The sequence below is a fragment of the Falsibacillus albus genome (assembly GCF_003668575.1).
Taxonomy (GTDB): domain Bacteria; phylum Bacillota; class Bacilli; order Bacillales; family DSM-25281; genus Falsibacillus; species Falsibacillus albus.
Genome location: NZ_RCVZ01000002.1, coordinates 127,738 through 146,469 on the forward strand (window position 1 = coordinate 127,738; position 18,732 = coordinate 146,469).

The 18,732-nt window shown below is 41.8% G+C and carries 17 protein-coding genes and 1 other annotated feature; of the genes, 2 read left to right on the forward strand and 15 right to left on the reverse strand.

The genetic code is table 11. The features are described from left to right. Window positions 1-105: 105 nt before the first annotated feature. The 5 genes from D9X91_RS03280 to D9X91_RS03300 all read right to left on the reverse strand — a co-directional run bounded on the left by D9X91_RS03280 (window position 106) and on the right by D9X91_RS03300 (window position 5,938). On the reverse strand, window positions 106-1,041 hold the full coding sequence (locus D9X91_RS03280; RefSeq protein ID WP_121679138.1) for an ABC transporter ATP-binding protein: 936 nt from the start codon (window positions 1,039-1,041) through the stop codon (window positions 106-108). Between the two features lie 3 nt (window positions 1,042-1,044). Then, window positions 1,045-2,103: an ABC transporter ATP-binding protein gene (locus D9X91_RS03285; RefSeq protein ID WP_121679139.1), complete on the reverse strand. Its 1,059-nt coding sequence runs from the start codon at window positions 2,101-2,103 to the stop codon at window positions 1,045-1,047. A gap of 18 nt (window positions 2,104-2,121) precedes the next feature. Next, on the reverse strand, window positions 2,122-3,138 hold the full coding sequence (gene opp3C / locus D9X91_RS03290; protein ID WP_121679140.1) for an oligopeptide ABC transporter permease: 1,017 nt from the start codon (window positions 3,136-3,138) through the stop codon (window positions 2,122-2,124). After that, window positions 3,138-4,064, reverse strand: a complete 927-nt coding sequence (opp3b, locus tag D9X91_RS03295) for an oligopeptide ABC transporter permease (protein ID WP_121679141.1) — start codon at window positions 4,062-4,064, stop codon at window positions 3,138-3,140. The genes opp3C and opp3b overlap by 1 nt, the downstream gene beginning before the upstream one ends. 176 nt (window positions 4,065-4,240) lie before the next feature. Next, complete coding sequence (locus D9X91_RS03300; protein ID WP_121679142.1) at window positions 4,241-5,938, reverse strand: peptide ABC transporter substrate-binding protein; 1,698 nt, start codon at window positions 5,936-5,938, stop codon at window positions 4,241-4,243. A gap of 351 nt (window positions 5,939-6,289) precedes the next feature. Here D9X91_RS03300 and D9X91_RS03305 point away from each other — a divergent pair, with 351 nt between their 5' ends. Beyond that, window positions 6,290-6,646 (forward strand): DUF3899 domain-containing protein, encoded by a 357-nt coding sequence (locus D9X91_RS03305; RefSeq protein ID WP_158598224.1) that lies wholly within the window; start codon window positions 6,290-6,292, stop codon window positions 6,644-6,646. 54 nt (window positions 6,647-6,700) lie between these two features. Then, window positions 6,701-6,941: a binding site (T-box leader), on the forward strand. Between the two features lie 106 nt (window positions 6,942-7,047). Beyond that, window positions 7,048-8,040, forward strand: a complete 993-nt coding sequence (gene trpS, locus D9X91_RS03310) for a tryptophan--tRNA ligase (protein WP_148709042.1) — start codon at window positions 7,048-7,050, stop codon at window positions 8,038-8,040. Window positions 8,041-8,372: 332 nt separating this feature from the next. Here trpS and D9X91_RS03315 read toward each other — a convergent pair whose 3' ends face one another. From D9X91_RS03315 to D9X91_RS03360, 10 genes are all read right to left on the reverse strand, one after another. After that, complete coding sequence (locus D9X91_RS03315; RefSeq protein WP_121679145.1) at window positions 8,373-9,119, reverse strand: YjbA family protein; 747 nt, start codon at window positions 9,117-9,119, stop codon at window positions 8,373-8,375. Between the two features lie 84 nt (window positions 9,120-9,203). Beyond that, a complete protein-coding gene (locus D9X91_RS03320) occupies window positions 9,204-9,449 on the reverse strand; it encodes a hypothetical protein (RefSeq protein ID WP_325050493.1) in 246 nt (81 codons plus the stop codon). Window positions 9,450-9,566: 117 nt separating this feature from the next. Then, window positions 9,567-10,475, reverse strand: a complete 909-nt coding sequence (gene opp4C / locus D9X91_RS03325) for an oligopeptide ABC transporter permease (protein WP_121679146.1) — start codon at window positions 10,473-10,475, stop codon at window positions 9,567-9,569. A 12-nt stretch (window positions 10,476-10,487) separates the two neighbouring features. Continuing rightward, window positions 10,488-11,453 carry an oligopeptide ABC transporter permease gene (opp4B, locus tag D9X91_RS03330; protein ID WP_121679147.1) on the reverse strand — a complete coding sequence of 322 codons (966 nt, stop codon included), beginning with the start codon at window positions 11,451-11,453 and terminating at the stop codon, window positions 10,488-10,490. Between the two features lie 35 nt (window positions 11,454-11,488). Beyond that, window positions 11,489-13,210, reverse strand: a complete 1,722-nt coding sequence (gene opp4A, locus D9X91_RS03335) for an oligopeptide ABC transporter substrate-binding protein (RefSeq protein ID WP_121679148.1) — start codon at window positions 13,208-13,210, stop codon at window positions 11,489-11,491. Between the two features lie 29 nt (window positions 13,211-13,239). Further along, window positions 13,240-14,256 carry an ABC transporter ATP-binding protein gene (locus D9X91_RS03340; RefSeq protein WP_407644169.1) on the reverse strand — a complete coding sequence of 339 codons (1,017 nt, stop codon included), beginning with the start codon at window positions 14,254-14,256 and terminating at the stop codon, window positions 13,240-13,242. Further along, window positions 14,256-15,281 (reverse strand): ABC transporter ATP-binding protein, encoded by a 1,026-nt coding sequence (locus tag D9X91_RS03345; RefSeq protein ID WP_121679149.1) that lies wholly within the window; start codon window positions 15,279-15,281, stop codon window positions 14,256-14,258. The genes D9X91_RS03340 and D9X91_RS03345 overlap by 1 nt, the downstream gene beginning before the upstream one ends. A gap of 149 nt (window positions 15,282-15,430) precedes the next feature. Then, the gene (locus D9X91_RS03350) at window positions 15,431-16,216 is read right to left on the reverse strand and encodes a DUF2268 domain-containing protein (protein ID WP_121679150.1); all 786 of its coding nucleotides are present in this window, start codon (window positions 16,214-16,216) and stop codon (window positions 15,431-15,433) included. Window positions 16,217-16,450: 234 nt separating this feature from the next. Next, the gene (gene fabF, locus D9X91_RS03355; RefSeq protein ID WP_121679151.1) at window positions 16,451-17,692 is read right to left on the reverse strand and encodes a beta-ketoacyl-ACP synthase II; all 1,242 of its coding nucleotides are present in this window, start codon (window positions 17,690-17,692) and stop codon (window positions 16,451-16,453) included. Between the two features lie 51 nt (window positions 17,693-17,743). Next, window positions 17,744-18,682 (reverse strand): beta-ketoacyl-ACP synthase III, encoded by a 939-nt coding sequence (locus D9X91_RS03360; protein ID WP_121679152.1) that lies wholly within the window; start codon window positions 18,680-18,682, stop codon window positions 17,744-17,746. Between the last annotated feature and the right edge of the window lie 50 nt (window positions 18,683-18,732).

The following is an 18,732-nucleotide window of genomic DNA, read 5'->3' on the forward strand; positions in this document are numbered from 1 at the left end:
TAGCTGCAGGAGCTGGACAAACTGAAAAATGGCTGACTTAAACGCGTATGGTCCTTTACTAGTAAAGAAAAAAGGCTGATCCCTTAAAGGATCAACCTCCTATCATTAATGTTTATATTGAGCTTTATACTGTGCCATTTCCTTTTCTGAACAGTAAACAAAATGGCCTGGTACAACTTCGCGCATCTTCACTTCTTCACCATCTGCATAATCATGTACATTCGGATCATAAGATTTACGCTTACGAGAACGCTCATACTCAGGATCTGGAAGCGGGATAGCAGACAATAAGGATTGAGTATATGGGTGCAGGGGATTTTTATATAAATTCTCTGCTGTCGTCAACTCAACGAGCTTCCCAAAATACATAACTCCGATTCTATCGCTGATGTATTTAACCATCGACAAATCATGGGCGATAAATAAATATGTCAATCCTTTTTCTTTTTGCAGTTTTTTCAAAAGATTGACAACCTGCGCCTGAATGGATACATCCAAAGCCGAAATCGGTTCATCGGCAATGATGAAATCAGGGTCAACTGCCAAAGCACGAGCGATGCCGATACGCTGTCTTTGTCCACCGGAAAATTCATGCGGATAGCGGTTGGCATGCTCTTTGTTCAGACCGACTGTTTCCAGGAGGTCGTAAACAATTTTTCTGCGCTCTTCATTTGATTTTGCCAGCCCGTGGATGTCAATCCCCTCAGCAATGATATCAATGACTTTCATTCGAGGATTCAGTGATGCATAAGGATCTTGGAAAATCATCTGCATCTTGCGATTGAACTTCATTAAATCGGCCTTTGATTTCTTGCCGTGTACATTTTCGCCTTTAAATAACACTTCTCCATCAGTCGCATCATAAAGGCGGATGATCGTCCTTCCAGTCGTCGATTTTCCACAGCCGGATTCACCAACAAGCCCTAATGTTTCACCTTTGAAAATATCGAAAGTGATGCCATCAACGGCACGGACTTCATTGGCGCGTCCTGGGTTGAAGTGCTGTTTTAAATTCTTGATTTCAAGTAATTTTTCTGCCATATCTTACAGCTCCCCCTTTTTCAAAGATGGACCTGCACCAGGGAATTGACGCATCCTCATTTTTACTGCTTCAGGAGGCTCCACTTTCGGTGCATCAGGATGTAATAGCCATGTTGCTGCATAGTGTGTATCAGAGACCTTGAACATTGGCGGTTCTTTTTCCAAATCGATTTTCATCGCATATTCATTACGGGCCGCAAATGCGTCTCCCTTTGGTGGATCCAATAAATCTGGAGGAGATCCAGGTATCGCATACAACTCGGAATCCGTTGCATCCATATTCGGCATCGAGCTGATCAAGCCCCAAGTATATGGGTGCTGAGGGTTATAGAAAATCTCATCGACCGTACCGACCTCTACAATCTTACCGCCGTACATAACAGCAACACGATCGGCTACATTTGCCACAACGCCGAGATCATGTGTGATAAAGATGATTGATGTGTCAATTTTTTTCTGCAAATCCTTCATCAGTTCCAAGATTTGTGCCTGGATTGTTACGTCCAAAGCGGTCGTTGGCTCATCGGCAATCAAAACTTTCGGATTGCAAGCCAGTGCGATGGCAATAACGACACGCTGCCTCATTCCGCCTGAAAATTGATGCGGATACTGTTTAAGACGAATTTCCGGTTTAGGAATCCCAACAAGCTTTAATAATTCCAAAGCTCTATTGCGAGCTTCTGATTTGCTTAATTTTTGATGCTTCAAAAGTGGTTCCATGATCTGTTTACCGACTGTCATCGTTGGATTCAATGATGTCATCGGATCCTGGAAGATCATTGAAATGTCCTTGCCTCGGATTTTCTGCATTTCTTTTTCTGAAGCCTTGGATAAATCCTTGCCATTAAAAAGAATCTCACCCGACTTAATTTCGGAGCTAGACTCAGGCAAAAGCCTCATGATCGACTTCGTCGTTACCGATTTACCAGAACCAGACTCCCCAACAATTGCTAATGTTTCACCTTTATATAGATCAAAATTCACTCCACGTATTGCCTGAACTTCACCGGCAAACGTGTGGAACGAAATCTGAAGATCGTTTACTTCTAGTAATTTTTCCATCTATTTTCACCTGCCCTATTAATCGCGCATTTTTGGATCTAATGCGTCACGTAAACCGTCCGCCAATAAGTTGAATGCAATCATCACCAAACAGATAATGACCGCCGGAAACAAAATAATATGCGGCAAAATCTGCATTGTACGATACCCATCCTCGATCAGTGTACCAAGTGAAGCTGCCGGTGCTTGAAGTCCGAGTCCGATGAAGCTCAAAAATGCCTCGAAGAATATCGCATTTGGAATCGTGAACATCGTATTAATGATGATGACACTTGCCAAGTTAGGGATAAGATGTTTGAATATGACTTTCCCGTTGCTTGCTCCAAGTGTACGTGATGCAAGTACATATTCCTGACTTTTCAGCTTCAACGTCTGACCACGAACAACCCTTGCCATTGTAATCCAGCCGGTGATCGTGATCGCAATAGTGATCGACAGAATACCTGGTTCTAAAATCAAGATCATCAAAATTACTACGATAATATTTGGAATTCCCACAAGTACTTCAATGATACGCTGCATGACATTGTCCACTCTTCCGCCGTAGTAGGCAGAAATCCCTCCGTAAGCAACACCGATGACCATATCAATAAATGCTGCGAGTACGGCGATATACAATGAAATTTGGGTACCTTTCCATGTACGGGCGAATAAATCGCGCCCAAGTCCGTCAGTTCCGAACCAATAATTCTCATCAACATGCTTTCTTTCATACATATCGACTTTTTTCCCGCCCAGAGTCATTGTACCATCGAATATTCCTAACTTCTCCAACCCTGGAACCTTTGGTGGCAGGTTGGCATGAGCTAAGTTTTGCTCTTTATAGTTTTGCTTTGTCATATACGGACCAGCAAACGCCATAAATGTCAATATAACCAAAAGAATCAAGGCAAGTATTGCCCCTTTGTTCTTTTTAACGCGAAGCCATGCATCCTGCCAGTAATTCAAACTTGGCTTGGCGATTCTTTCACTAGATGCCGTATCCATTTCAGCGGGTTGAAATAATTCTTTTGAGATGTTTTCTGGTTGATTCATTATTTTTTACCTCCCGCTAGACGAATTCTCGGATCAATCAATCCATATAGCAAGTCTACAATTAAAATAATCGTGATTAATGCGAATGCAAAAAGAAGTGTCGTTCCCATGATGATCGGGTAGTCATTCGTCATAATCGATTTTACAAACTGTTCCCCGATTCCAGGGATTGAAAAGATTTTTTCAACGACAAGTGATCCGCCCATCAGGCTGACAGCCAAAGGACCCAAAACCGTGATTAATGGGATCAACGCGTTCCTTAGTGCATGTTTAAAAGCAATTTCGAAAGAATTGGCACCTTTCGCTTTTGCCAATGTGATATAGTCGGAACCTAAAACCTCAATGAGCTCAGAACGCATGAAGCGGGCTCCGATCGCAATCGGGAACATTGCCAATGCCACAGTCGGAAGAATACTATATGAGAAACCATTCCAGAATGCTACCGGAAAGATTTCAAACTTTACAGCCAGCACATATTGCAACAATGCTGCAAATACGAAGGAAGGAATCGATTTCCCAAGCACGGCAATAAAGGTACTGGAGTAGTCAACCCAGGTATTTTGATAAACCGCTGCTAATATCCCTAATATTACTCCTAATATGGTCCCAACAAACATTGCCTGTATACCTAACATTGCCGATGGACCTATACGTTCTGCAAGAAGCTGTGTTACGGGGTGATTGTCAAATTGGAAGGAAACTCCTAAATCTCCTTTAACAAGTCCAAACATATATTTGGCATATTGAACCGGCACCGGATCATTCAATCCGTATTTTTCTTTCATGATATGAACTTGTGCCGCAGATAATTTTTGGTCATTAAATGGGGAACCTGGCAAGACCTTCATGAGGAAAAATGTGAACGAAGCAATGATAAATAAAGTAATGATCATGTAAATGACACGTTGTAAAATGTACTTCGTCATTGCTGCACCTCCTAGTAAACTATATATCTTTTATTTTCTTTTTATCTATTTTCATTTGCATTTCAGGCAAATTATTTTCGAAAAATTCATCAAAGTTCGACAATTCTTTTACAGGGAAAAAGAGAGTATACACGAGGATATACTCTCTTTCCGCTATTCGGAAATCTCAGCCTATATTACTTTTCAATGTAAGCCCACTTGTAGCTGAAGTCAGCTCCGAATGGATGTACAACTAAATCTTTAACATATTTTTGCTGTAATACTGCTCTAGCGCGTTGGTATAATGGTCCGATACCAGCATCTTGTTCAATCAAGATTTTTTCAGCTTTTTGAAGAGCTTCATAACGTTCTTTACTCTTATCAGGTGTTGCCAAAGTTGTTTGAGCTTCTTTGATCAACTTGTCATACTCAGGGTCAGAGTAGCCGGATTTATTTTGAGATCCGCCTGTCAACCATAGATCAGAGAATGTCATTGGATCCTGATAGTCAGGGCCCCATCCAGCAACTTGGATGTCATAGTCTTGCTTAGAATCTAAATCAAGACGGATTTTGAAAGGTACTTCTTTAAGAGAAATTGATAAACCAGGAAGGTTTTTCTCTAATTGGTTTTTGAAATATGCATCCATGTTTTTGGAAACATCTGAATCTCCGCCTAGGATTTCAAGGCTTAGCTTGTCAGTTCCAAGCTCCTTCAGACCTTTTTGCCAATAATCTTGTGCTTTTTTTAGATCATACGTATTCATGTCTCCGTTTGCTTTTCGGAAATCATCTCCGTCTGGCGTTTTAACGAAGTCTTTTGGAACTTCATAGTTTGCAGGAACTGAACCGTTTGCAAGAACTGTATCTACCATTGATTGTTTATCGACTGCCAATGATAATGCAAAGCGGATGTTTTTGTTCGCAAGCGCTGTTTTCTTTCCGTTGCGCTCTTGGTTATATTTGAACCAGAAAATAGTAGGCTCAAGGTATTTGATTAAATCTTTATCGTTTTCATATTGTGCTACATATTCAGCACTCAAACCTACACGGTCGATTTTGCCTGTTTTGTAAAGGTTTACACCTGTACCTGTTTCTTTAACAACGTTTACGTTGATTGTTTTAAGTTTTACAGAATCTTTGTCCCAATAGTTGTCGTTCTTTTGGAATTTCCAAGAAAGACCAGTTCCGTTCCAATCACTCAATGTGAATGGTCCGTTGTAGATCATGTTGTCGCTGTTTGTTGCATATTTGTCGCCTTTTGATTCAACATATTTTTGATTTTGCGGATAGAAGATTGCAAATGACATTAAAGATTTGAAGTAAGGAACCGGACGCTCTAATGTAACTTCTAGAGTTTTATCGTCGATTGCTTTAACTCCCAATTGGTCTGGAGCCATTTTGCCATCTGCGATGTCAGCTGCGTTTTTGATGACGCCGCTCATCATGTAGGCACCATAAGGAGTTGCATTTTTCGGGTCGATTGTTTGTCTCCAAGCATATACGAAATCGTTCGCAGTTACTGGATCACCGTTTGACCATTTTGCATCACGAAGTTTGAACGTGTAAGTCATTCCGTCTTCGCTCATTTTAGGCTCTTCAGCAGCCATCCCTAAAGTTGGCTTGTTGTCTTTGCCTAAACGCATTAATCCTTCAAATACTTGGTTCATGACGTTCAATGAAACTGCATCCTGTGCCATGATTGTATTCATGGTTGGGATTTCTGCACTTTCCGTAACATTCAATACTTGTTCAGCTGCAGGTGCTTCTTTGCCGCCTTTGTCTGAACCAGTGTTGCCGCCAGCATCTTTACTGTCATCTTTGCCGTAACAAGCAGACAAGAACATGCTGAGCACTAGCGATAAGCATAAAAGTAATAAAAATTTTGACTTCTTCACTAGTAGACCTCCCTTTTTTATTTTTCTGAAAAATTTCTACAATGATTATTATACATAAATTCAGAAGATTGTACATTACTTTTTTTAAAAAAACTTTACATAATTGAAATATTTTTATTATTCAATCAAAACTATTTCGGTTTCAGTAATAAAATTTTTCATTATATTTTAGGGCTGTAAAGTGTTGCCGTTAAGCCTTTTGCCCTAAATAAAAAATTTTACAAATATAGCTTTTCTTCAAGATATCCCATGTGTTTCTTCCTTTATTTTCATTGTATGTGTTTCGAGAATTTTGTAATATAAAGACGAAAGCATTTCAATTGGATGTCAATAAAAGAAGGGTGTAGATTTATGCTTCGAAAAATTGCCAAGCAATTCCTTCCATCGCAGATCGTCATATTTGCGATTTTGTTCATTAAGTATCATGGAATAACACTTGTCGACTATATAAATGTTTCTTTCTTGATCGGAGGCATATTCTTATTCTTTTCCATCTCAATCTTTTTGCTGAGCAGTGGATTTTTCGACTTGGTGACCCAAGGCTTCCGGCGAACGTTTGCCATCAATTCGAAGATGATCTCCAAAGAAGAGGTTGATGAAATGAGGCCATTGTCTGAGTTGATTACGATTCCATATATTCCATCCATGATCAATGGCTTTCTATTATATGCGATTATGCTCATCTGCCTCTGGATATACTATTTATAGGAAGAAAAGGCTTGAAAACAGTAATTAGATTCAATATAATAATGTCATCTATAAAAGAAGGCAGCGATAAAGAGTAGTATATTTGCTTCCCGTTTCCAGAGAGCTTGTGGGGCTGAAAACAAGCAGCGGCGCAAATGGAATGGACTTTTGAGCCTCGATCGTGAAAAGCCAGTGCCCAATAGCGATCGGCGTATGTCAAACGTTAACTTGACTCCATATTTTTATGGACTAAGGCGGCCGAATTTCGGCACTTAGGGTGGTACCGCGGATGTATAACCAACCATTCGTCCCTATTATTATTATTGGGATGGATGGTTTTTTGTTTGTCACAACAAATTTTTGAGAAAGAGCCTTATGAAAAGTTATTTATTTAAAACCTTATTTATATATAGGAGGAAATCATGATGAAAACCATCTTTTCAGGAATCCAGCCGAGCGGAACAATCACGCTTGGCAACTATATCGGTGCAATGAAGCAATTTGTGGATTTGCAAAATGAATATAACTGCTACTTCTGCATCGTCGATCAGCATGCCATCACCGTTCCACAAGATCGACTGGAGTTGAGGAAGAACATCAAAAGCCTTGCAGCTCTCTATCTAGCTGTGGGGATCGACCCAGAAAAAACAACCCTTTTCATCCAATCAGAAGTTCCTGCCCACGCACAGGCCGGATGGATGCTCCAGTGCGTTGCCTATATCGGGGAACTCGAGCGAATGACTCAGTTCAAGGACAAATCTCATGGGAAAGAAGCTGTTTCAGCAGGCTTATTGACTTATCCACCATTGATGTCTGCGGATATCTTGCTTTATAAGACCGACTTGGTGCCCGTCGGTGAAGATCAAAAGCAGCATATTGAATTGACAAGGGATCTTGCTGAAAGATTCAACAAGAAATACAACGATATTTTCAGGATTCCGGAAGTGAGAATCCCGAAAGTCGGTGCCCGTGTCATGTCCCTACAGGATCCGATGAAAAAAATGAGTAAATCGGATCCTAATAAAAAAGCGTTCATAACGTTATTGGACGATCCGAAGCAAATCGAAAAGAAAATCAAAAGTGCCGTGACGGACTCAGACGGCATCGTAAAGTATGACAAAGAGAATAAACCTGGTGTATCGAACCTACTTTCCATTTATTCGATCCTTGGTAAAAAATCTGTTGATGAATTGGAAGCATATTATGAAGGAAAAGGATACGGAGAGTTTAAATCCGACTTAGCTCAACTTGTTGTCGAAACGATCCAGCCTATCCAGGAAAAATATAATGCTTTGATGGAGTCGACAGAGCTTGATGAAATCCTGGACAAGGGAGCTGAAAAGGCCAATTATGCAGCCATGAAAATGGTCAAGAAAATGGAAAATGCCATGGGCTTGGGTAGAAAAAGAAAATAATTGACATTGGACCGGGTGAATATCCCGGTCTTTTTTATATGATACTTTTTATAGAGTTTGTTGGTAATAATCAAAGATAAAATAATTCACTATTCATTGTTGATTGGAGCGGAAGGTGCGAGACCCCTCGAAGAAGTGATTTCAATGTCATAAGGGATCAGCGGGCAAGCTGAGACCCCTTATAGGTGCATGGAGGCTCACCCCGCCCCTCGGAAAGCGAGCATCATTCCAGGGAAATCAACTCTACTGAAACCTGTGGATAAAAGCAACAAATTAAAAAAAGAGTGAAATTAAAAATCCTGAAAGCCATAAGCCTTCAGGATTTTATCAAATTAATTCACACGAGGTCCATGCTCTACTTCCCACAGTTTTTCGAAGAAGGGCTGACCTTTTATCAAATTCTCACAAAAGTGGAGATGCTTTTCGTTCCATCCATGCTTCATATCTTCAAATAAGCCTGTCCATACTTCTTCAAAGTGCATTTCCTGTATTTCACGGTAAAGGTTCGGTGCCCATTCTGTGTACCAATATCTGATCTGTGCTGTATTCTTCGTGCTGTATAATTGATCGAGAGCCATGAATAACAGCTGTTTTAATTGACGTTCCCGCCTTGTCAATCCGTTCATTAAATCTGGATCCGGAGATAAAATGTGATATTCCTTTTTGGTCTGACACGGGGAAAATGAAAATGACACCGGTTCGTGCATTTCGGTCATTTCATAGACGAGCTGCTCTTGCCTCGGAATCAGCCTGCTCTTTCTGATCGGAATGTTATACCCTATCGTGTCCACCACTATGATGCCTGTCCCATCCGTTGCAACAAAACAATACTCTAATTGAATTCGTTCATGATTTTTTCGCAAGTATGCTTTGTGATATACCTCATCCAACAATTCTTTTGGGAGCTCCGCCAAGTCGTTTTCAATATAATGAAATAATACGGAATCCACTTTGATCAATGGGACTTGGTCAAGCAGTTCAATGACATCTTCTTTTCGCCATTCGTGAAAATGACAAATGTTGTAGCCGTTCTCTTCGCCTTCAAACCAATTTACCCAAACATCATGAAGATACAACATCATTTATCCCTCGCTTCACAACTGTTTGTCATTCAGTATAGGCATTGAAAAGTTAATTTATTCCTCGCTTTTAAAGTATCCCACCTACTTTTTCTTTTTTGGTATATAGACGGTCATCGTAATTAGCAGAATTCCGATGATCAAAAGAAAAAATTCGATCCGAGTGGATACAAAACGGAAATATCCTGAAATACTCTCTCCGGCTGCGAGCATATTCAAATAGGCAATCAAGCTGACTCCACCTGTGACGGCAAGTCCAAATCCTGTCAGAAGGAAGAACATCCTAAAAAACATTTTTTCCACCAGCATCAATACTATCTTGGTTCTCACCTGTCACCCTCATCACCTTCATACTTGTCCATTTTTAGTATGTATATTCCATTCAATTTCAAATAGCACTATTATTATATTGAACAAAAAAAATCTACCATTCCTTGGATGGTAGATTTATCTTCGTGATTTTGGATTGAGCGCATCCTTGATTCCTTCTCCCACAAAGTTGATGGAAAGGATCGTGAATACAATCGCCAATGCCGGCGGCACCCACATCCACGGCTTGGACTGTAGGACGTCAGGTTCATTTGCAAAAGATAGCATAGTCCCCCAACTCGGTGTTTCAGCAGGGACACCAAATCCCAAATAGCTCAATGCGGATTCGGCTACGATCATACCAGCGAAAGTGATAGTCGCCTGAACAATTATGGTTGATAGAACATTAGGCAGAAGGTGCTTCATGATCACTTTAAATGGTGAACAGCCAATTGAAACGGCTGAAAGGACAAATTCATTTTCCTTCTCGGCTAAAATTTTACTCCTTACAATCCTGGCAATCCCACCCCAGCTCAATAAGCCGATGACGAGGATTAAGACCCATAAGCCATTGAGTTTTCCAAATAAAATCGTATTCAATACGATGACGAATACTAAAAATGGGAAGTTAAGGACAAAATCCGTGAAACGCATCAGCGCACTGTCCACTATCCCACCGAAATACCCGGCAATCGATCCAATGATTGTGCCGATAACGATGACAAATAATGTACAGGAGATTCCCACTAGAAGTGAAATCCTGCCGCCATAAAGCAGACGTGTGTAAACGTCCCGTCCACTTTTATCCGTTCCCAGCCAATGGTCGGCCGAAGGATTCAATGACATCTGTCCGATATTCACCTTGACGATGTCCTGGGTTGTGATATATGGGGCCAAAAATGAAAGGATCATAACAAAAATTAAAAAGATAAAGCTGACCATCGCAATTTTATTATTCAAGAATTTTCTTCGAGCAATGGCCCAGGGAGATAAGCTTTTCGGAGCTTTAGCTCCAGGTGTGGTCGATTTTTGAGTTACAATTTCCAATTGCCATTCCTCCTATTCCATCCTGATGCGAGGGTCAACTACACCATAAAGAATGTCTGCTATCAGATTTCCAAATAACGTTAAAAATGAAAACATCATTGTCAAACTCATCAATACCGAATAATCCTTGGAAGTAACCGAACTCAAAAATAGTTGTCCGATTCCCGGGTAAGTAAAAATCGTTTCCGTAATGATTGCCCCGCCAACGATGGCAACGATATCAAACCCAAGGAAAGTAATCAACGGAATGACAGAGTTTCGCATTATATGTTTATTATAAATGATGGTTTCAGGTGTACCTTTTGCCCTTGCTGTCCTGACAAAGTCTTTGCGGCTGTTTTCAATAATATCATTTCGTAAAAATTGAGTGTAGCTGGCAGTACTGAGGAGCCCCAGTACAATGGCTGGCAATAGGACATGATGCATCCTGCTTATCCAATAACTCAAGGAACCTTCCTCAAGTCCAATGTCGACTGTTCCATTCGAAGGGAACCAGCCCAGATAAAACGCAAAAATATAAATGGCGAATACACCGGCAACAAATGATGGGAGCGCCAAACCTAGATAATTGGCTCCGCCAATGATATGATCACCTATCGTATACGGCTTCCTTCCTGCAAACGTCCCCATAATAAATGCAAGGATGTAGGTCAGAACAATTGAAGTCAATCCTAAAAGGATCGTATTCGGCAAGCGTTCCATAATGATTTGACTCGCTGGGATCTTATACCTGAACGACTTTCCAAAATCCCCATGAACGAAATCATTAATCCAATGGAAATACTGCTCATAAATCGGATCATTATAACCAAGCTTTTCCCGCATTTCTGCGATATATGTAGGATCCGTATTTGTCGGATCAATTTCCCCACTGAGGGAATCCCCTGGCATTAACTTTGCCAGGGTAAACACTACAATGGAGATAAGGAAGAGCATAGGAATCATGCCGAGTAAGCGTCTTAATGAGTATTTGAGCATTATGCATTCTCCTTATCTAAATGTGCTGCTGATTATTATTGCTTGATCCACCATTCATTCGGTGAATTATATCCTGAAACATCAAGCGTTACGTTTTGGACGCGTTTGCTGATTGCCCAAGCATCTTGAAGCTCCATGATTGGAATGACAGGAACTTCTTCATTGAATAGCTTTTGCCATTCAAGATAGATTTGTTTTTCTTTATCCTGGTCAGTTCCCACAACATCGATATCAGTTGCATCATTCAACAATTGGTCAGATTTTTCGTTGACCCAGCGAGGATAGTTCCAAACTGCTTTAGATCCCCAAAGCGCTGTTTGGTCCGGATCTGCTCCGACTCCCCAGCCGCCGTAGAATACTTCGATGGATGGATCGTCTTTTTCAAGCTCATCATAATAAAGGTTGACATCTGTCATTGTAAGCTTCGTTTTCAAACCGACAGCTTCCCAATATTGCGTAAGTGCTTTTGCACGCGCTTCATATGTCGGGTTTCCTGTCGCATAGTGAGCAAAGTTCACAACAAATTTCTTGCCGTTTGGATCTTCACGGAATCCGTCGCCATCTACATCTTTATAGCCAGCTTCATCAAGCAATTGCTTCGCTTTTTCCGGATCAAACTTGTAATCGTTCGGAAGGTCCTTGTTGTCTGCTGCAATCCAGTGGGAAGATGGAACCGGTGTATTCAAAGGAGTTCCCAATCCACTGAAGAATGCTTTTACCCACTCATCACGATTGATCGCATAAAGCATCGCTTGGCGTAATCTCTTATCCTGATATTTCGGTTTGTCCATAACGTTTTTCTTGCCATCGAAGTGGCCGAGTTTGAAGCCGACATAGTAATAACTTGTTCCAGGTACCTTTTCTACATTAACTGTATCCAGCTTCTCGATTTCAGGCAGAAGCGTTGGATGGAATGCAGTCATATCGACTCCGCCGTTTTGAAGCTCTCCGACAGTCAATGAACCATCGATTACTTTAACGATGATCTTGTCGATATGAGGCTTGCCTTGCCAGTAATCATCGAATCTTGTAAGCTCAACGGACTCACCAGGGATTACTTTTGTTACTTTGAATGGTCCCAATCCTACAGGGTGAAGGCGGACTTGATCGGATTCTTCCATTTTGGATGGGTCGATGCCTTCAAATTCCTTGCGGGATAATGGATATGTCCATAAATTGTCTAAATTGTTTACGCGTGCCTTATCAAATGTAACCTGCGCTGTATAGTCATCGATTACTTTAAAGCCCGCAATGTGATCGGTTTTCTTATCGTGGAAATCTTGCGCTCCCTCGATTGTGTTTACATTTGTCCAGCGCGGGCTGTCCGGTCCGATTGTCGCGATTGTTTCAAGGGCAAACTGCCAATCTTGAACTTTCAGCTCTTCACCATTCTGCCACTTGACGCCTTTTTTGAATGTAAATGTGAATACTTTGTTGTCATCCGTTTTCCAGCTTGCAATGTTCGGTTCTGCTTTAAGGTTTTTATCGTATTTGATCAACCCTTCATCAAATAAGCTTAAAATTTCAGCATCCGATTGGTCTCCGTAGAAGTTCCAGTTCAAGATTCCCTTGAACTCGGCTTCCATCGCATATGTCAATGTACCGCCATCTTGAGGACCAGTTGCTTCTTGGCCGCTTCCTTTATTATCATTGTCTTTTGAGTTTGTACTCGTTTTATCTTTGCCGCCGCAGGCAGCCAAGAACATTGACAACACCAGCACAAGGGTTGTCAGCCACAATAACGATCGTTTTCTCATTGTTTTCCCCCCAAAAATATTTGTGATTCTTAATCATACAGGATACAAGCTACACTATGACCAGGCTTCACCTCCTTTAAAGTCGGCTTGACCTTCGAGCAATCCTCTTTTGCCATCGGACAGCGCGTATGGAACGGACAACCGGTTGGCGGATTCACAGGACTCGGGACATCTCCCTGAAGGACGATCCGCTCTTTTTTCCTCTTTGGATCCGCTTCAGGAATGGCCGAAATCAATGCTTGTGTATATGGGTGAAGCGGTTCGCTGTAGATGTCATTTTTATCGGAAATTTCCACCAGATTCCCTAAGTACATGACCCCGATTCTGTCACTCATATGTTTGACGACGCTCAAATCATGGGCAATGAATAAATATGTAAGATCGAACTCATTCTGGAGCTCTTTCAAAAGATTCAACACCTGCGATTGCACTGAGACATCCAGTGCGGAAACAGGTTCATCGGCGACGATCAGCTTCGGCTTCAATGCCAATGCCCGTGCTATTCCAATACGCTGGCGCTGACCTCCGGAAAATTCATGTGCATATTTGTAATACGCGTCATCAGGAAGGCCGACTCGATTCAACAGCTCGATCACTTCATCTTTCAGCGCCTTCATGCTCTTCCCTGTAAAATTCCTGATTGGCTCCGACACGATATCCCCGACCATTTGCATCGGATTCAGCGAAGCGTACGGATCTTGGAAGACCATCTGAAAATCTTGCCTTGCATCCCGCAAGCTTTTGCCATTTAATTTCGTAATGTCTGTACCATCAAATAAAATTTCCCCTTCTGTTGGATTGAGGAGCCTTAGGATGGTTCTTCCGGCAGTGGACTTTCCACACCCGGACTCGCCTACAAGCCCCAGCGTTTCACCTTTTTTTATTTCAAAGCTTACATCATCCACCGCTTTGACATGCGCTACTGTCCTGCGGAAGAAACCGCCTTTAACAGGATAGTAGGTTTTAAGATTGCGGATTTCCAATAGGTTGTCATGATCCATGACCCCTGTACTTCCATTCCCCTGTTTTAGTTCCGTGGTGCTCATTATACATTCATCCCTTCTGCAGGCTTGCTGGATTCATAAAGCAAGCATGCCACTTCATGTCCTTTATCTGTCTCAGCCAGCTTTGGTGTGATTTCCATGCATTCAGGCATAGCCTTCGGACAGCGGTTGGCAAACCTGCATCCGACCTCAGGCATATTTTTCAATGAAGGTACGATCCCTTTGATCGAGCTTAATTCTTCCACTTCCTCATCCAGCTTCGGTATGGCCCCCATCAACAGTTCTGTATAAGGATGTTTCGGATTATAGAAGAGTGTCTCGACATCCGTTCTTTCAACAATCCTGCCGGCGTACATGACCACAACCTCATCGCACATTTCAGCCACTACTCCAAGATCATGGGTGATCAAAATGATGGACATGTCATTTACTTCCTGGATTTCTTTAAGCAATTCGAGAATCTGAGCTTGTACAGTAACATCCAATGCCGTGGTCGGTTCATCCGCTATCAAAAGCTTCGGCTGGCAAGCAATGGATATCGCAATCATGACGCGCTGCCTCATCCCGCCGGATAATTGATGGGGATACTCATCGACGATTTTCTCCGGTCTTGATATCCCGACACTTTTCAGAAGCGCGATGCTTTTCATCCTTGCCTCTTTTTTCGAGATTTTCATATGATTGAAGAGTGCTTCCTGGACCTGGAAACCGACAGTGAATACTGGATTCAACGAGGTCATCGGCTCCTGGAAGATCATCGAAATATCTTTTCCACGGACCTTATTCATCTCCCGTTCGGAAAGATTTTCCAGGTTTCTTCCTTCAAACACGACCTCCCCATTGCCGATTTTACCGATCCCCTTTGGCAGGAGCTTCATGATCGACAGTGACATGACGCTTTTTCCACAGCCTGATTCCCCTACTACGCCCAAAACCTGGCGGCGGTTGACTTTAAATGAGACACCATCCACGGCATTGTAATATTTGCCGTCAATGTCAAATGCGGTTTCCAGATTTTTCACCTCAAGCAAAGGTGCATCGTTATGTATATTTGCTTTAACGCTCATTAGGACACCTCTAAACTTTTTAAATTATCAGTCTATTAATATATTTGAATAAAATACTATTACAAAAATATTACAATTGCAATATTTTTTTATAATTTTGAATCTTCTATTATTGCAAAAAACAGGAATAAATCCCTTTGTTTAGGGACTTACTCCTTTGTAAAAAATTTTTTTAATAGTAATTTTTTAGGTGGTAAATCAATCATGGAGACCGTGGAAATGTCGTGTTTCTTCTTATATACTTTAACGATGTAAAACCCCATAGAATATCCCAGCAAATTTGGCAGGTTCCTTTTTCCAAAAAGCAGATCATCATGGATTGCTTCTTTTTTCTTCACATCAAGCTTTGAAGAAAACCATTTTTCCCAATAAGAATCCAATTGGGGTTCTTCTATGGCATCACACCATGGACCAAGGTATTTTTCACCGCAACATTCAAGGACTGCATGCTCTGCCAGTCCTTCCAGCAATAATGAATCCAAAAGCGTATATTCCGTCATTTCCTTTTTGAAATGATTCAACCTGACAGCATGGTGGTATTCATGGATGAAAAGGGATTCCCATTCTTTTTCATCATCCTGCGGGGACAGGAATAGATACATGATTTCATGGAAGGTGATGCCTGCCCTCCCTCTTGTCTGTCTCATGAGTCTCCTGTTTCCTGTATCGATAGGAAAAATGGCGATTTTAACGGCTGGGCCATTCCAGAATTTTTTGTATTTTTTATAGTATCTATCAATTTTTTTCCATGCGTTTGCCTCTTTTAGCTGCTCGAAGGTTTCTTTTGTACGTCTGTTTGGCTGATACATGCCGAACTGCTTTAAATATTTATAGAAAGCCTGCTCTTTATTCAAATTCTCATCGATTTTTTTTAGTATGGCCGTCGGCTCAAAAAACTGGTCATCCAGCCATTTGTCTGTTTGAAGAACCCCCATTGTGCACCTCCTGTTTTTTGATACATTGTATGTTTCAATGCATCAAAAAAGACAAGGTTCAAAAACCTTGTCTTTCTGTTGACCTTTAATATGGATTTTTTTGTAAATTTTATTACAGTTAACAACAATTGAGTAATGTTGATTTCCGCGGATGGATGCTCGCATTCATGTAGTAGTGGAGAACAAAAAAAGGTGCCCCATAATTATGGGACACCTTTAAAGATATGTTAATCATTAAGCTTCGTACTTTTTGAAAACGATTGTTGCATTGTGGCCGCCGAACCCAAGCGAGTTGCTCATTGCAGCATTCAGCTGCTGTTCTCTTGCTTCATGCGGGATATAATCCAAATCGCATTCCGGATCCGGGGACTCTAAATTGATTGTCGGAGGCATAATGCCTTCCTTCAGGGCCATAATGGTAAAGATTGCTTCAACACCGCCGGCTGCTCCCAATAAGTGGCCGGTCATTGATTTAGTGGAACTGACGGCAAGCTTATTGGCATGATCACCAAACACTTCCTTGATGGCCATTGTTTCATACTTATCGTTATATTGTGTGCTTGTGCCATGGGCATTGATATATCCGATATCTTCAGGCGATAAACCGCCATCTTCAATCGCAAGCTTCATCGCCCTTGCGCCGCCTTCTCCACCTGGAGCTGGGGCAGTAATATGATAGGCATCTCCGGTTGAGCCATATCCGACGATTTCCGCATAGATTTTGGCTCCACGCGCCACTGCGTGCTCTAGTTCTTCCAGAATAAGAATTCCTGCACCTTCACCTATAACGAATCCGTCGCGATTTGCATCAAACGGGCGGCTCGCCGTTGCAGGTTCGGGATTTGTAGACAATGCGGTATTCGCACAGAATCCAGCTACTGACATTTTTGTGATCGGTGCCTCAGCCCCGCCGGATACCATGACATCAGCATCGCCTCTTTGGATGACCTTGAACGCGTCCCCAATTGAATTCGTACCAGTGGCACAAGCAGTTACCGTACAGGAATTGATTCCTTTGGCACCAAGCATGATGGATACTTGACCAGCAGCCATATCCGGGATGATCATTGGTACAAAGAATGGGCTAACCCTTCTGTAACCGCGTTTTTGGAAAGTCTCATATTGCTGTTCAAAGGTTTCCATACCGCCAATACCAGATCCGATCCATACTCCAATACGGTCTGCATTGTCATCGGTTATTTTCAAATCGGCATCATTCACTGCCATCACCGATGCAGCAACGGCATAATGAGTGAAGCGGTCCATTTTTCTTGCTTCTTTTCTTTCGAGATACTGCTCAATATCAAAATCCTTTACTTCCGCTGCAACCTTTGCAGGATAATCATCAGGATTCAATCTTGTCAGCGGACCGACTCCTGATTTACCAGCCAAAGCGTTTTTCCATGTTGTTTCTGCATCATTTCCCAACGGAGATACTGCTCCGATTCCTGTCACTACTACTCTTCGTTTATTCATATTATTCCATCTCCTTTTATCAATACAAGAAGATCATCGATACATCTTCAATTATTTTCCCCATTTGATGGCAAGCGCTCCCCAAGTGAGGCCGCCGCCGAAACCAACCATTACGATGACATCATCATCCTTGATGTTGCCTTCCTCCAATTCCTCCACAAGGGAAATTGGAATGGATGCGGCTGAAGTGTTTCCATACTTATGCACAGTCTTGGACATCTTTTCTTCAGGAAGATCCAGTCTCTGCCTGGACGATTCCATAATCCGGATATTCGCCTGATGCGGTATCAGATAGTCGACATCTTCTTTGGTCAATCCGGCTTTCTCAATAACATTGATACATGATTCACCCATTTGTCTAACGGCGAATTTGAATACTTCCCTGCCGTTCATGTAAATATGTTTCCCGTCTTGGAATAAATGCTTGCCGCCTGTTCCATCAGCTCCTAATTCAAAGGATAAAATCCCTCTTCCTTCAGAGACATTTCCAATGATTGCCGCACCTGCTCCGTCTCCGAATAGGACAGCCGTATTGCGGTCCTCCCAATTCGTGATCTTGGAGAGCTTTTCAACACCGACTACTAAGATATTATCATAAGTGCCAGTCTCGATGAATTGTTTAGCCGTAACGACTCCATACATAAACCCTGCACATGCAGCGCTGATATCCATTGCTGCGGCTCTTTTTGCTCCCAATCTCTCTTGAAGGATTGTTGCTACGCTTGGGAATGGGCGGTCAGGCGTAACCGTCGCTACCAGAATCATATCGATTTCCTCTGCATCAATCCCTGAATTTTTGATGGCATTCAATGCAGCTTCGTATGCCATGTCGGAAGTATTGATGGAATCGTCCGCAATCCTGCGTTCCTCGATTCCTGTTCTTGTCCTGATCCATTCATCGGATGTATCCACTATTTTCTCTAAATCTGCATTTGTTAATACTTTTTCCGGAACATATCTTCCTATTCCGATGAAACCTGCATTCTTCATGAAAGGAATCCCTTCTTTCGAATAAATCATATTTCTATAAACTTATTTTT

Coding starts and splice junctions, on each gene's coding strand:
- opp4A (WP_121679148.1), bottom strand. CDS start 13,210: ATGAGAAAACGATCGTTATTGTGGCTGACAACCCTTGTGCTGGTGTTG.
- D9X91_RS03285 (WP_121679139.1), bottom strand. CDS start 2,103: ATGGAAAAATTACTAGAAGTAAACGATCTTCAGATTTCGTTCCACACG.
- fabF (WP_121679151.1), bottom strand. CDS start 17,692: ATGAATAAACGAAGAGTAGTAGTGACAGGAATCGGAGCAGTATCTCCG.
- D9X91_RS03360 (WP_121679152.1), bottom strand. CDS start 18,682: ATGAAGAATGCAGGTTTCATCGGAATAGGAAGATATGTTCCGGAAAAA.
- opp3b (WP_121679141.1), bottom strand. CDS start 4,064: ATGACGAAGTACATTTTACAACGTGTCATTTACATGATCATTACTTTA.
- D9X91_RS03315 (WP_121679145.1), bottom strand. CDS start 9,119: ATGTTGTATCTTCATGATGTTTGGGTAAATTGGTTTGAAGGCGAAGAG.
- D9X91_RS03340 (WP_407644169.1), bottom strand. CDS start 14,256: ATGAGCACCACGGAACTAAAACAGGGGAATGGAAGTACAGGGGTCATG.
- opp4B (WP_121679147.1), bottom strand. CDS start 11,453: ATGCTCAAATACTCATTAAGACGCTTACTCGGCATGATTCCTATGCTC.
- opp3C (WP_121679140.1), bottom strand. CDS start 3,138: ATGAATCAACCAGAAAACATCTCAAAAGAATTATTTCAACCCGCTGAA.
- D9X91_RS03350 (WP_121679150.1), bottom strand. CDS start 16,216: ATGGGGGTTCTTCAAACAGACAAATGGCTGGATGACCAGTTTTTTGAG.
- D9X91_RS03345 (WP_121679149.1), bottom strand. CDS start 15,281: ATGAGCGTTAAAGCAAATATACATAACGATGCACCTTTGCTTGAGGTG.
- D9X91_RS03280 (WP_121679138.1), bottom strand. CDS start 1,041: ATGGCAGAAAAATTACTTGAAATCAAGAATTTAAAACAGCACTTCAAC.
- trpS (WP_148709042.1), top strand. CDS start 7,048: ATGATGAAAACCATCTTTTCAGGAATCCAGCCGAGCGGAACAATCACG.
- D9X91_RS03305 (WP_158598224.1), top strand. CDS start 6,290: ATGCTTCGAAAAATTGCCAAGCAATTCCTTCCATCGCAGATCGTCATA.